The following is a 12,562-nucleotide window of genomic DNA, read 5'->3' as shown; positions in this document are numbered from 1 at the left end:
ACCCGGCTTTTGCAAGGGTCAAGCCGCGTGTGGGCGGCAATCTGCTACAATATGAAACAGGTACGGTAATGCGCAGCTCGAAGACCAGCGGTTCGATGGTTCGGGACCCCCAATCGGGGGTTTGGCGGGCATTGAAATTGTCCGCCGTCGCGCTCGGCATCGGCCTCGTCATGTCGACCGGTGCTGCCCGTGCTGCTGACGATGACGACGACGACATGACCTTCGAAGAGAAGCTCATCGACAATCTGATGACCGGCCTTGGCGCACGGAGCATGGAAAAGCCCGGCATCGAATACCGCGAGCGTTCGCCGCTGGTCGTGCCGCCCAAGCTCGACCTGCCGCCGCCTGCCGCCGCCGAAGCCGCGGCTGCGCCGAACTGGCCGAAGGACCCCGACGAGAAGCGCCGCAAGGAGGCTATCGCCCAGCGGAAGAAGTCCGGTAACAAGGCAACGGAGTACTGGAAGAACGCCCAGCCGCTGTCGCCCGCTGAGTTGAACGCCCATAGGACGGCCGCCGCCGACAGGACGAGCAATGACCCGGTCCAGCCAGGCACCAACGTGGCCAATCCGACGATGAGCCCTGCCGAACTCGGATATACCGGCGGGCTGTGGAAACTGTTCAAAGGGAACGGGCCCGAGTCGAAGCAGTTTACGTCGGAGCCGCCACGCCAGTCGCTGGTGGAGCCTCCTCCCGGATATCAGACCCCGTCGCCGAACTACGCCTACGGCGCTGGACCGGATAATTCGAAGCGGACCTATTTCGACGTCCGATCGGGCAAGGAGAAGGAGCAATAGCGTTCCTGACCTGTCGCGACATTCTGCCCCACGCGAAGCGAGGGTCGGCGGCGCATGTCCGCCCAGCTCGTTCAAAATTGCTTATCAGTAACTTGCCTAAGCGTTGAGTTCTCTGCTTCGTGACGCGAAGCCTCAGCCGCACGGTGTAGCCTGCCGTGCCCTCCGAGCCGGAGATCCGGGCTCGGCACCTCACAACCAGGGATCATGATGTCCTCTTACCGATCGGCTGCCTGCCTCCTTGCCGCGCTGCTTTCGACGAGTGTCCTTTCGGCCAGCGCCACCCTTGCCCAGACCACGGTGACATCGGCTCCGCCCGCCAGCTTCACGCTTTCCAACGGCATGCAGGTCGTCGTGATCCCCGATCGCCGCACCCCCGTCGTCACCGAGATGATCTGGTACAAGGTCGGCTCGGCCGACGAGACGCCCGGCAAGTCCGGCCTCGCCCATTTCCTCGAGCACCTGATGTTCAAGGGCACCGCGAAGCATCCGGCCGGCGAATTCTCCCAGACCGTGCTGCGCGTCGGCGGCAACGAGAACGCTTCGACCTCGGTCGACTACACCAACTACTATCAGCGCGTGCCGAAAGAGCAGCTGCCGACCATGATGGAGTTTGAGGCCGACCGCATGACGGGTCTCGTCCTCAAGGACGAGAACGTGCTGCCCGAGCGCGACGTCGTGCTCGAAGAGTACAACATGCGCGTCGCCAACAATCCGGATGCGCGGTTGAACGAGCAGATCATGGCCGCGCTCTATCTCAACCACCCTTATGGGCGGCCGGTGATCGGCTGGCATCAGGAGATCGAGAAGCTCGATCGCGAGGATGCGCTCGCCTTCTATCGTCGCTTTTATGCGCCGAACAACGCGATCCTGGTGATCGCCGGCGACGTCGACGCCACCGAAATCCGCCCGCTGGTCGAGCGCAATTTCGGCTCGATCCCCGCGCAGCCCGCGATCCCGGCGCGGCGCGTTCGTCCACAGGAGCCGGAGCCCGCCGCCCCGCGCACCGTCACGCTGGCCGACCCGCGCGTCGAGCAGCCGAACATGCGGCGCTATTATCTCGTGCCCTCGGCGACCACGGCCGCGGCCGGCGAGAGCGCGGCCCTCGACGTGCTGGCGCAGCTGATGGGCAGCGGCAGCAATTCCTATCTCTACCGCGCCCTCGTCGTCGACAAGCCGCTCGCTGTCTCCGCCAGCGCCAGCTATTCGAGCATTTCGCTCGACCCGACTCAATTCGCGATCTCGGCTGCGCCGAAACCCGGCGTCAGCTTCGCCGAAGTGGAACAGGCGGTCGACGGCGTCATCGCCAACGTGGCGCAGAACCCGATCCGCGCGGAGGATCTGGAGCGCGTCAAGACCCAGCTCATCGCCGAAGCGATCTACGCCCAGGACAACCAGGCGGTGCTGGCGCGCTGGTACGGCGGCGCGCTGACCACGGGCCTGTCGATCGAGGACATCAGGAGCTGGCCCGACCGCATCCGCGCCGTCACCGCCGAGCAGGTCCGCGCCGTTGCGCAGAAATGGCTCGAGAAGAAGCGTTCGGTGACCGGCTATCTGATCAAGGACACTGCAACCGCCAAGCGCGAGGAGAAGCGCTCGTGACCTATTCCTTCCTTCGACGCGTTGCATTCTCCGTTGCCGTCAGCGCGGTCCTCGCATTCTCTGCGGCCTCGCCTTCGCAGGCCGCCGCAAAGATCCAGCACCTGATCTCGCCGGGCGGCATCGAAGCCTGGTTCGTGCAGGACGCAACCGTGCCGCTGATTGCGATGGAATATTCCTTCGCGGGCGGCTCGGCGGAGGACCCCAAGGACAAGCCGGGCGTTGCCAATCTGGTCGGCTCCCTCCTCGACGAAGGCTCAGGCGATCTCGATTCCAAGACCTTCCATGAACGGCTCGACCGCCGCGCCATCGAGCTCTCTTTCAGCGCCACCCGCGACACCCTCCGCGGCAGCCTGCGCATGCTGCGCGACAACAAGGACGAGGCGTTCGATCTGCTCAGGAGCGCGCTGACCTCACCGCATTTCGCCACGGCCGATGTCGAACGCATCCGCTCGCAGGTCATCTCGAGTCTGCGCCGCGAGACCACCAACCCGACCTCGCTGGCGAGCCGCAAGTTCCTGGAGGTCGCCTTCGGCGATCATCCCTATGGGCGGCAGACCAACGGCAACCTCGACAGCATTCCGAACATCACGGTTGCCGACATGAAGGACTATGTCGGCCGTGTCCTCGCCAAGGATGGACTCAAGATTGCGGTCATCGGCGACGTCGATCCGGCCACGCTCGGCAAGCTGCTCGACCACACCTTCGGCAGCCTGCCCGCCAAGGCCAATCTGACGCCAGTCCCCGACGTCGAGGCTGCAAAGCCGCCACAACGCGCCTTCGTGACCCTCGACGTGCCGCAGACCGTGATCACCTTCGGTGGACCCGGCGTGAAGCGGAGTGACCCCAGCTTCATGGCGGCCTATGTCGTCAACCACATCCTCGGCGGCGGCGGCTTGTCGTCCCGGCTCTATCGCGAGGTGCGCGAGAAGCGCGGGCTGGCCTATTCGGTGTACGAGTCGCTGCTCTGGATGCAGCACTCGGCGATCTTCATCGGCAACACCGGCACCCGCGCCGACCGTGCCGGCGACACCATTGAGGCCATCGAACAGGAGGTGCGCCGCATCGCCGAGGAGGGCCCGACGCAGAAGGAGCTCGATGAGGCCAAGTCCTACCTTAAGGGCTCGCAGATGTTGGCGCTCGACACCTCGTCCAAGCTGGCACAGGCGCTGCTGCAATATCAGCAGGACAAGCTGCCGATCGACTATATCGAGAAGCGCAATGCCATCGTCGACGCGGTGACGCTGGACGATGCCAAGGCGGCCGCCAAGCGGCTCTGGGGCCAGGGGCTGCTGACCGTCGTCGTCGGCCGGGCCCCCCAGGCCGCCGTGCAACCGGCGGCGGCACCGGCGACAAAGTCGAACTGATCTCTTTTCTCGACGTTTCCTGAATGGCCGGGCCATCCCGGCCATTTGCGTTTCACGGCAGCGCCATTGCTGACGACGGATGTCCGCGGTATGTCCTGACATCACGAATGGTGCCAGCATGCTGCGGATATCCCGCGATCTCGTCATCGACGAGGACGACATCGAGATCGGCTTTGTCCGCGCCTCCGGCCCGGGGGGGCAGAACGTCAACAAGGTCGCGACCTCCGCGCAGCTGCGCTTCGACACCCGCAAGCTGACCTTGCCCGAGGATGCGGCGCTGCGCCTCGCCCGCATTGCCGGCCAGCGCATGACCAAGGATGGCGTGATCGTGATCCACGCCCAGCGCTTTCGCACCCAGGAGCGCAACCGTCAGGATGCCATCGACCGACTCGTCGAGATCCTCAAGGAGGCCATGGTCCGGCCGACGCCTCGCCGCGCGACGCGGCCGACCTTCGCCTCCAAGCAGCGCCGGCTCGAGGGCAAGAAACGCCGCAGCGACATCAAGGCCGGCCGCGGCCGGAGCTTCGACGATTGATGCGAAAAAACCTCCGGTCGCGCCAGCGACCGGAGGTTTGCCGTTCGCGAGCTGGCGTCAGTAGCGCTTGCCGGCCGCAGCGCCGCCGGTCGCCGCATCGTCCGCGGTGCCCTTGCGCGTCGCGCTGCCGGTGGTTCCCGAGGACCCCTTCGTGCCTTTGCCCGACTTCATGCCGACCTTGTCGCCGGCTGCGCCCTGCTGTGCACCGAGATCCTCATCCTCGCTGCCTGACGCGCCGCCTTGCATGGGCTTGCTTTGTACAGTGCCGCCAGGCCTCGTCCCAGACGAGGTGCCTTGGGCGAGAACGGGCGTTGCAACGAGGGCCGCGAGAGCGCAAGCGATCGCAGAGGTCTTCACCAACTTCATCCATTTCTCCTGGAATGTGGCGATGAACCGTTCGGTTGCCTTCTGCACCGTTCGCCTGCACCGGACGGTTCATCGCGAAGAGAGTTCGAACGGCGCGCTGTGATGCAAGCCGCGTCGTGTGGTGATCGTTTAGGGTTTTCGCGGCGCTTTCGCGGAATTGTGCTCCTCATATGCGGCGGCGCGGAACATGCCACGCATTCCCAGCGGACGAGGCGCGCCGAAAATGTCCGCCATTTCAGGTGTGGGAAGCTCGACCTGCCCCATGCATTTGTCGCTGCGCGGCATTAGACTTGAGAATATTCGCCGAGTGAGCCCTCATGCCCGTCCGCCAACTGCCAGAACAGGTCGTCAACCGCATCGCCGCCGGCGAGGTGGTCGAACGTCCGGCGAGCGTGGTCAAGGAGCTGGTCGAGAACGCCATCGATGCCGGGGCGAGCCGCATCGACGTCTTCACCGACGGCGGCGGGCGGCGGCGAATCGGCATCACCGACGACGGCGGCGGCATGACCGCGAAGGACCTCGCGCTCGCCGTCGAGCGCCACGCCACCTCCAAGCTCGACGACGAGGATCTGCTGCAGATCCGCACCCTCGGATTCCGCGGCGAGGCCCTGCCCTCGATCGGCTCGGTGGCGCGCCTCTCCATCACCACGCGCCACGCGAGCGAGCCGCACGCCTGGGCGCTGTCGGTCGAGGGCGGCGAGAAGTCCGAGATGATGCCGGCGGCGCTGGCGCATGGCACGCGCGTCGAGGTTGGCGATCTCTTCTATGCGACGCCGGCGCGGCTCAAGTTTCTGAAGACGGACCGCACCGAGGCGGAAGCCATCCGCGAAGTGGTACGGCGCCTCGCGATGGCGCGGCCCGACATTGCCTTCACGCTCGCTGGCGAGGAGCGCGCGCCGGTGACCTGGACCGCGGCGCTGCCCGGTGCGGCCGGACGGCTGACCCGGCTCGGCGACATCCTCGGCGCCGAGTTCCGCAGCCACGCCATCGAGGTCCATGCCGAGCGCGAGGGGATTGTGGTCGCCGGCTATGCCGCAGCGCCGGCGCTCACAAAGGCCAACGCACTCGGCCAATATCTCTTCGTCAACGGCCGGCCGGTGCGCGACAAGCTGATCCTGGGCGCCGTGCGCGCGGCTTATTCCGACTATCTGCCGCGCGACCGCCATCCGGTGCTGGCGCTGTTCGTCACGCTCGATCCGCGCGAGGTCGATGCCAATGTGCATCCGGCCAAGACCGAGGTGCGGTTCCGCAATGCGGGCCTCGTCCGCGCGCTGATCGTGCATGGCTTGAAGGAAGCACTCGCGCGCGAGGGCCGCCGCACCGCGGCCAACAGCGGCGAGAGCGCGCTGTCCTCGTTCCGGCCCGCATTCATGCCGCCCCGTCCGGCAGGCTGGGACTGGCGCGCCTCGCCAGCCGCCCCGGTGGCGCCGATGCCGTCGTTCGAAGGCGCCGCCGCACCCGCCTTCGCCGAGCGCGTGCAGGCTGCCTTCGACGTCGGCGCGCCCAGTGCTGACGTGCGGATCGAGAGCCAACCCGCCGGCGATCTCGTCGATCGCCCGCTCGGCGCGGCGCGCACGCAGATCCACGAGACCTACATCGTCTCGCAGACCCGCGACGGCCTCATCATCGTCGACCAGCATGCCGCGCATGAGCGCATCGTCTACGAGCGGCTAAAGGCCTCGCTCGCTGCCAATGGCGTGCAGCGGCAGATCCTGCTGATCCCTGAGATCGTCGAGATGGACGAGGCGACGGTGGAGCGTTTGCTCGAACGCAGCGAGGAGCTGGCCTCGTTCGGCCTTGCCATCGAATCCTTCGGCCCCGGCGCGGTCGCGGTGCGCGAGACGCCATCGCTGCTCGGCAAGACCAATGCCGGCGGCCTCCTGCGCGATCTCGCCGAGCACATGGCTGAATGGGACGGGGCGCTGCCGCTCGAACGCCGCCTGATGCACGTCGCGGCGACCATGGCCTGCCACGGCTCGGTGCGCGCCGGCCGCCGGCTGCGCCCGGAGGAGATGAACGCCCTGCTCCGCGAGATGGAGGACACCCCGAACTCCGGCCAGTGCAATCACGGCCGGCCGACCTATGTCGAGCTGAAGCTGAGCGACGTCGAGAAGCTGTTCGGGCGGAGGTAGCGCCGGCCTTGTAGGATGGGTAGAGCGTAGCGAAACCCATCAATTCCACCCACGCGGTGAGACGATGGGTTTCGCTTCGCTCTACCCATCCTACGGCGTCCTCAAGAACACAAACTCCGTATCGTCATACGCACGCCGCTCCATCTCCTCGTATCCTTCCGGCGTGACGAACTGCGCGGCCTTCGCCTCTTCCACCACCAGCAGCGCGCCCGGGGTGAGCCAGCCGCCGTCTCGCAGGCTCGCGAGCGCCTTCTCGGCAAAGCCCTTGCCATAGGGCGGATCGAGGAACACCAGCGAGAACGGCTCGACGGGATGCGCGGGGCCGAGATCGGTCGCATCGCGGCGATACACCTTGGTGACGCCGCCGAGGCCGAGCGCCTCGACGTTGCTGCGGAGCAGCGCACGCGCCTCCGCGCCATTGTCGACGAACAGCGTGAACTTAGCGCCGCGAGACGACGCCTCGATGCCGAGCGCGCCGGTGCCGGCGAAGAGATCGAGCACGCGCGCGTCGGGAATCGGATCGTCATAGGCGTGCACGAGGATGTTGAACACGGACTCGCGCAACCGGTCCGCCGTCGGGCGGATGTCGCGCGAGGACGGTGAGGCGAGATTGCGCCCCTTCAAACGACCGCCGACGACGCGCAAGTTAATCCTCCCGCGGCGTCAGGTCGCGCTTGCCGTGATAGCCGCGCTTGGGACGGCGCGGCGGGCCGTAGCCGCTCGCCTCCATCTCGTTGCGCTCGCGGGCCTCCTCGCTGCCGGTGCGCTGCACGACCACGCGGCGGCCCTTGCGGTCGGCGATCACCGCGCGCTTGCTGGCGGGCTTCTTCTCGCTGGTCGCGTCGTCGGCGCGCGAAGATGATTTCGCGGGCGCGTCGAACTGCGCGCCGGACTTCTCGATCACCTTGTCGCCGAGCTGCTCGCGCAGCACGCGCGCGCGGATCTCCTCGACCTGCCCTTCCGGAATCTCGCCGAGCTGGAACGGGCCGTAGGAGACGCGGATCAGCCGGTTCACCTCGAGGCCGAGATGGGCGCAGACATTGCGCACCTCGCGGTTCTTGCCCTCGCGGATCGCGAACACCAGCCAGACATTGGCGCCCTGGTCGCGCTCCAGCGTGGCCTCGATCGGACCATACTTGACGCCCTCGATCTCGATGCCGTTCTTGAGCTCGTCGAGCTGCGCCTGGGTGACGTCGCCATGGGCGCGGACGCGGTAGCGGCGCAGCCAGCCGGTGTCGGGCAGCTCGAGCGTGCGCGCGAGCCCGCCGTCGTTCGTGAGCAGCAGCAAGCCCTCGGTGTTGAAGTCGAGCCGGCCGATGCTGATCAGCCGTGGCAGGCCTTCGGGCAGATTGTCGAACACGGTCGGACGGCCCTCGGGGTCGTCATGCGTCGTCATCAGCCCGCGCGGCTTGTGGTAGAGAAACAGCCGCGTGCGCTCGCGCTCCGGCAATGGCTTGCCGTCGACCATGACGACGTCGTTCTTGGTGATGTCGAGCGCGGGCGAGTTGATCACGCGGCCATTCACGGTGACGCGGCCCTGCGTGACCATCTCCTCGGCGTCGCGGCGCGAGGCAAGCCCGGCGCGGGCCAGCACCTTGGCGATGCGCTCGCCGGCCTTCTTCGGCTTCGGCGCGTCGTCGCGGCGCGGCCGGCCCTCGAAATCGCGATCGCGCTCGCGATAGGCGCCGCGGCCGCCGAAGGCGGGACGCTTCTCGAAGATCCTGCTATCGTCCTCGTTCTCGCGGCGCGGACGATCGCGGAAGCGGCCCTCGTTGCGCGGATGCTCCTGCCAGTCCATGCGGCCTTCGGGGCGCTGGCGTGGGCGATCGAACTTCGGACGGTCACCGCGTTCGCTGTCGCGGTCACGGGGCCGATCGAATTTCGGCCGCTCGCGGAACGGGCGGTCACCCGATGCGCGGTCTTCGCGCGAACGAGAGAAACGCGGACGTTCATCGCCACGGCCACCCTCACGGCGATCGTCGCGCTGACGCCAAGGCTTCTCGTCGCCGCGATCGCGGCCGCCGAAATCCTTGTCGAAGCTCTTGCGCGGACGATCCCCGCGCGGTGCGCGATCACCGCGATCGAAATTCGGGTGGTCTCCGCGCGGCTTGAAGCTTCGGTCGCCACGATCCTCGCGCGGCCCGCGATCCCCACGGTCGCGTTGGCGATCCCCACGGTCGCGTTCGCGATCCGGCCCGCCCCGCGAAAATTTCCGTTCGCCGTCGAACTTGCGCTCTGGACGGTCGCCGCGCGGCGCGTAGGGCTTCTTGTCGCCGAACTTCCTGTCGCTGGAGCGGCCGGCCGAGCGTGCATCGTCGCGATCCCTGCGGGGCGGACGATCGTCGCCGCCAAATGACGGGCGATCGCCGCGCGGCTTGAAGCTGCGCTCGCCGCGGCCCTCGCTGCCGCGGTCGTCGCGCTTGAAGCGGGGACGGTCACTGAAATCGCGGCGCGGTGCATCGCCCTCTTCGCGGCGGCGGTATGGACGGCTGTCACGGTCGCCACGGGGCGGGCGGCTGTCGCGCTCGCCCTTGGCCTTGCCCTCGAAGCCACGCTTGGCGAATTTCTTCTCAGGCCCGCGCGGCTTGCCGGACCGGCCCTTCGGCGGGCCTCGCCGGCCGCGGGAATCGTTGTCTTTGTCGCTGTCGCGAGGCATGACTAATCTCACTTAAGGGGTGGCGCGAGCATTGTGCGCGCTCGTTCCGAGCCGCATGCTCAGGCAAAATCGGTATCCACTCTTGCTGAAGGCGGAGCTAGTAGCAGGTTTCTGGCGATGATACGAGGCATGAAAGCCCCTTCTTTCATGGATTTGGCGCTTCTGGCGGCCGAAAATGCCGGAAAAGCGGGCGAAGTTCCGATTGGATGCGTGGTGGTCCGCAACTACGAGGTCATCGCCACGGCGGCCAACCGGACGCTGACCGACCACGACCCGACAGGCCATGCCGAGATCATCGCGCTGCGCGCGGCCGCCGCGAAGATCGGCAGCGAGCGGCTGGTCGACTGCGACCTCTACGTGACGCTGGAGCCATGCACCATGTGTGCGGGCGCGATCTCGTTTGCAAGGGTGAGGCGGCTCTATTACGGCGCGGCCGACCCCAAGGGCGGCGCGGTGGAATCCGGCGTACGCTTCTTTGCCTCGCCGACCTGTCACCACGCGCCGGAGGTCTATTCCGGCGTCGGCGAGAGCGAGGCGGCGCGGCTGCTCAAGGCGTTCTTTCGGGAGCGGCGGTAGGAGCCTCCCCGTCATTGCGAGGAGCGAAGCGACGAAGCAATCCAGGGTCTTTCCGCGGAGACAGTCTGGATTGCTTCGCTGCGCTCGCAATGACGAGATGGATCAAGCCGCAAAGAACTCCCGCAACGCCCTCGCGGTCACGTCCGGATTCTCCTCGGTGAGGAAGTGCCCCGAATCCACCGGCATGCCGTCGACGTTGGTGGCCCATTGTGTCCACGTGTCGAGCGGCGTCGCGGCGGCCTGGGCGATGCCGGCATTGCCCCACAGCGCCAGCATCGGAATGGTGATCTTCTTGCCGGCCTCGAAATCGGCCTTGTCGAGGTCGTAGTCGAAATAGGCGCCGGCGCGGTAGTCCTCGCACATCGCATGGATGCGGGCGGGATCGCGGAACGGGGCGAGGTAGTGCTCGAGCGCGCGCGGGTCGATCGCGTCCAGCGTCTTCGACCTGGTCTGGCTCGCCATCTTGTAGCGCAGGAAGAACTCGCCGCTATTGGCGATCAGCGTCTCCGGCAGCGGATAGGGCTGCGCGAGGAAGGTCCAGTGATAGATCTTCAGCGCGTAGGCGCGGTTCATCCGCTCCCAGTAATCATAGGTCGGCAGGATATCGAGCACCGCGAGCTTCGACAGCCGGCCGGGATGGTCGAGCGCCAGCCGGTACGCGACGCGGCCGCCGCGGTCGTGGCCGGCGAGCGCGAAGTGCACGTGGCCGAGCCGCTCCATGACCTCGACCATGGCTTTCGCCATGGCGCGCTTAGAGTAGGGGATATGCAGCGCATCGCTCGCGGGCATGTCGGACCAGCCGTAGCCCGGCAGGTCGGCGATGATCAGCGTGAAGTGCTCGGCCAGCTCAGGCGCCACCTGGTGCCACATCACGTGGGTCTCGGAGAAGCCGTGCAGCAGCAACAGCGGCGGGCCCTTGCCACCGACGCGGGCGAAGATGCGGCCGAACGAGGTATCGATCCATTCGGCGGCAAAGCCCGGATAGAGGTCGGCGAGATCGGACATCTTGTTGCATCCTTGTTGGTCGGTCCGGGGCCGGCCTCGACAAAGTGTCGAAAACAACCCCATGCACAGTACCGGTATTATCATCGGGGCGGCTAACCCCAACTGCTGATTGCACATTCTGGAGTGTAGATGTGGCGGCGCGGTGACGCGAACGTCGATATTCCGGACCGGCGCGTTCGCGCGCACCGTCCGCAACGAAGCGCTAGTTTTTGGCCTTTTCCGCCTCCACCGCCTGCCAGCCGATGTCGCGGCGGCAGAAGCCGTCCGGCCAGTCGATGCGGTCGACGGCCTGATAGGCGCGCGCCTGCGCTTCCGTCACGGTCGCCCCCAGCGCGCAGACATTGAGCACGCGGCCGCCATTGGCGAGGATTGCGCCGTCCTTCTCAACCGTACCGGCGTGGAAGATCTCGACATTGTCGACCTTGGCGGCCTCCTCGAGCCCGCCGATGCGCGTGCCCTTCTGGTAGTCGCCGGGATAGCCCTTCGCGGCCATCACCACGGTGATGGCGGATTCCGGATACCAGCGCAGGTCAAAGTGCTTCAACTCCCCGTCGCAGGCGGCGAGCAGCGCCGGCACGATGTCGCTCATCATGCGCAGCATCAAGACCTGGCACTCGGGATCGCCGAAGCGGACGTTGAACTCGAACAGCTTTGGCCCCTGCGTCGTCAGCATGATGCCGGCATAGAGCACGCCGCGGAACGGCGTGCCGCGCTGCTTCATGCCCGCGACCGTCGGCAGGATGATCTTCGCCATGATCGCGTCGTGGATGGCGGGCGTCACCAGCGGCGTCGGCGAATAGGCGCCCATGCCGCCGGTGTTCGGGCCGACATCGTGGTCGAACACGCGCTTGTGGTCCTGGGCGGAGGCCAGCGGGATCGCCGTCTCGCCGTCGCACAACGCAAAGAAGCTGATCTCGCGGCCCGGCAGAAACTCCTCGATCACGACTTCAGTGCCGGCCTCGCCGAAGGCGCCCTCGAACATCATGGCGATGGCGTCCTCGGCCTCGCGCACGGTCTTGGCAACGACGACGCCCTTACCGGCGGCAAGGCCATCGGCCTTCACCACGATCGGCGCGCCCTGGCTCTGCACATAGGCGCGGGCATCATCGGCATTGGTGAAGCGCTTGTAGGCGCCGGTCGGAATGCCGAACTCGGTGCACAGCGCCTTGGTGAAACCCTTGGAGCTTTCGAGCTGGGCCGCCGCCTTGCTCGGCCCGAACGCCTTGATGCCGCTAGCCGTGAGATCATCGACGATGCCGGCCGCGAGCGGCGTCTCCGGCCCGACCACCACGAGCTCGACTTTGTTCTTCTTGCAGAAGTCGATCACGGCAGCATGGTCGGCGACATCGAGCGCCACACACTCCGCCTCCTTCGCAATGCCGGCATTGCCGGGCGCGCACCAGAATTTGGTCACCAGGGGAGAGGCCGCGATCTTCCACGCCAGAGCATGTTCGCGGCCGCCGGAACCGAGCAGGAGAATGTGCATATAGGGCTCAGGATGAGGGGGTTGGCTGGGGCGGAGGTCGCATGAATCG

At 66.8% G+C, this 12,562-nt stretch carries 11 protein-coding genes; 6 read left to right on the top strand and 5 right to left on the bottom strand.

The genetic code is table 11. The features are described 5' to 3' along the window. The first annotated feature begins 68 nt into the window (after nt 1-68). The 4 genes from P0R31_RS29410 (at nt 69) to arfB (ending at nt 4,292) form a co-directional block, all read left to right on the top strand. Complete coding sequence (locus tag P0R31_RS29410; RefSeq protein WP_275518032.1) at nt 69-794, top strand: hypothetical protein; 726 nt, start codon at nt 69-71, stop codon at nt 792-794. 204 nt (nt 795-998) lie between these two features. Next, nucleotides 999-2,393: a M16 family metallopeptidase gene (locus P0R31_RS29405; RefSeq protein ID WP_430516875.1), complete on the top strand. Its 1,395-nt coding sequence runs from the start codon at nt 999-1,001 to the stop codon at nt 2,391-2,393. Beyond that, nucleotides 2,390-3,757 (top strand): M16 family metallopeptidase, encoded by a 1,368-nt coding sequence (locus P0R31_RS29400; protein ID WP_275517927.1) that lies wholly within the window; start codon nt 2,390-2,392, stop codon nt 3,755-3,757. Before P0R31_RS29405 ends, P0R31_RS29400 begins: the two co-directional genes overlap by 4 nt. Nucleotides 3,758-3,875: 118 nt before the next feature. Continuing rightward, entirely contained in the window at nt 3,876-4,292 is a 417-nt protein-coding gene (gene arfB, locus P0R31_RS29395) for an alternative ribosome rescue aminoacyl-tRNA hydrolase ArfB (RefSeq protein ID WP_027575820.1), read from the top strand. A gap of 57 nt (nt 4,293-4,349) precedes the next feature. On the opposite strand, the gene P0R31_RS29390 is transcribed toward arfB, so the two are convergent. After that, nucleotides 4,350-4,658 carry a hypothetical protein gene (locus tag P0R31_RS29390; RefSeq protein ID WP_275517922.1) on the bottom strand — a complete coding sequence of 103 codons (309 nt, stop codon included), beginning with the start codon at nt 4,656-4,658 and terminating at the stop codon, nt 4,350-4,352. Nucleotides 4,659-4,975: 317 nt separating this feature from the next. Here P0R31_RS29390 and mutL point away from each other — a divergent pair, with 317 nt between their 5' ends. Continuing rightward, nucleotides 4,976-6,790, top strand: coding sequence for a DNA mismatch repair endonuclease MutL (gene mutL, locus P0R31_RS29385; protein ID WP_275517920.1), 1,815 nt, complete (start codon nt 4,976-4,978; stop codon nt 6,788-6,790). A 90-nt stretch (nt 6,791-6,880) separates the two neighbouring features. On the opposite strand, the gene rsmD is transcribed toward mutL, so the two are convergent. Together rsmD and P0R31_RS29375 are read right to left on the bottom strand one after the other, a co-directional pair. Next, on the bottom strand, nt 6,881-7,435 hold the full coding sequence (rsmD, locus tag P0R31_RS29380) for a 16S rRNA (guanine(966)-N(2))-methyltransferase RsmD (RefSeq protein ID WP_275517918.1): 555 nt from the start codon (nt 7,433-7,435) through the stop codon (nt 6,881-6,883). 1 nt (nt 7,436) lies between these two features. Beyond that, nucleotides 7,437-9,446, bottom strand: coding sequence for a pseudouridine synthase (locus P0R31_RS29375; RefSeq protein WP_275517917.1), 2,010 nt, complete (start codon nt 9,444-9,446; stop codon nt 7,437-7,439). 117 nt (nt 9,447-9,563) lie between these two features. Between P0R31_RS29375 and P0R31_RS29370 the strand changes: the two genes are divergently transcribed. Next, nucleotides 9,564-10,022: a nucleoside deaminase gene (locus tag P0R31_RS29370; protein WP_275517916.1), complete on the top strand. Its 459-nt coding sequence runs from the start codon at nt 9,564-9,566 to the stop codon at nt 10,020-10,022. 102 nt (nt 10,023-10,124) lie between these two features. On the opposite strand, the gene P0R31_RS29365 is transcribed toward P0R31_RS29370, so the two are convergent. Together P0R31_RS29365 and purD are read right to left on the bottom strand one after the other, a co-directional pair. After that, complete coding sequence (locus tag P0R31_RS29365; protein ID WP_275517915.1) at nt 10,125-11,027, bottom strand: alpha/beta fold hydrolase; 903 nt, start codon at nt 11,025-11,027, stop codon at nt 10,125-10,127. Between the two features lie 202 nt (nt 11,028-11,229). Then, the gene (purD, locus tag P0R31_RS29360; protein WP_275517914.1) at nt 11,230-12,513 is read right to left on the bottom strand and encodes a phosphoribosylamine--glycine ligase; all 1,284 of its coding nucleotides are present in this window, start codon (nt 12,511-12,513) and stop codon (nt 11,230-11,232) included. Between the last annotated feature and the right edge of the window lie 49 nt (nt 12,514-12,562).

The sequence above is a fragment of the Bradyrhizobium yuanmingense genome, from assembly GCF_029167105.1.
Taxonomy (GTDB): Bacteria; Pseudomonadota; Alphaproteobacteria; order Rhizobiales; family Xanthobacteraceae; genus Bradyrhizobium; species Bradyrhizobium yuanmingense_A.
The sequence above is the reverse complement of the archived record's forward strand: the minus strand, read 5'-3'. Positions and strand labels throughout refer to the sequence as shown.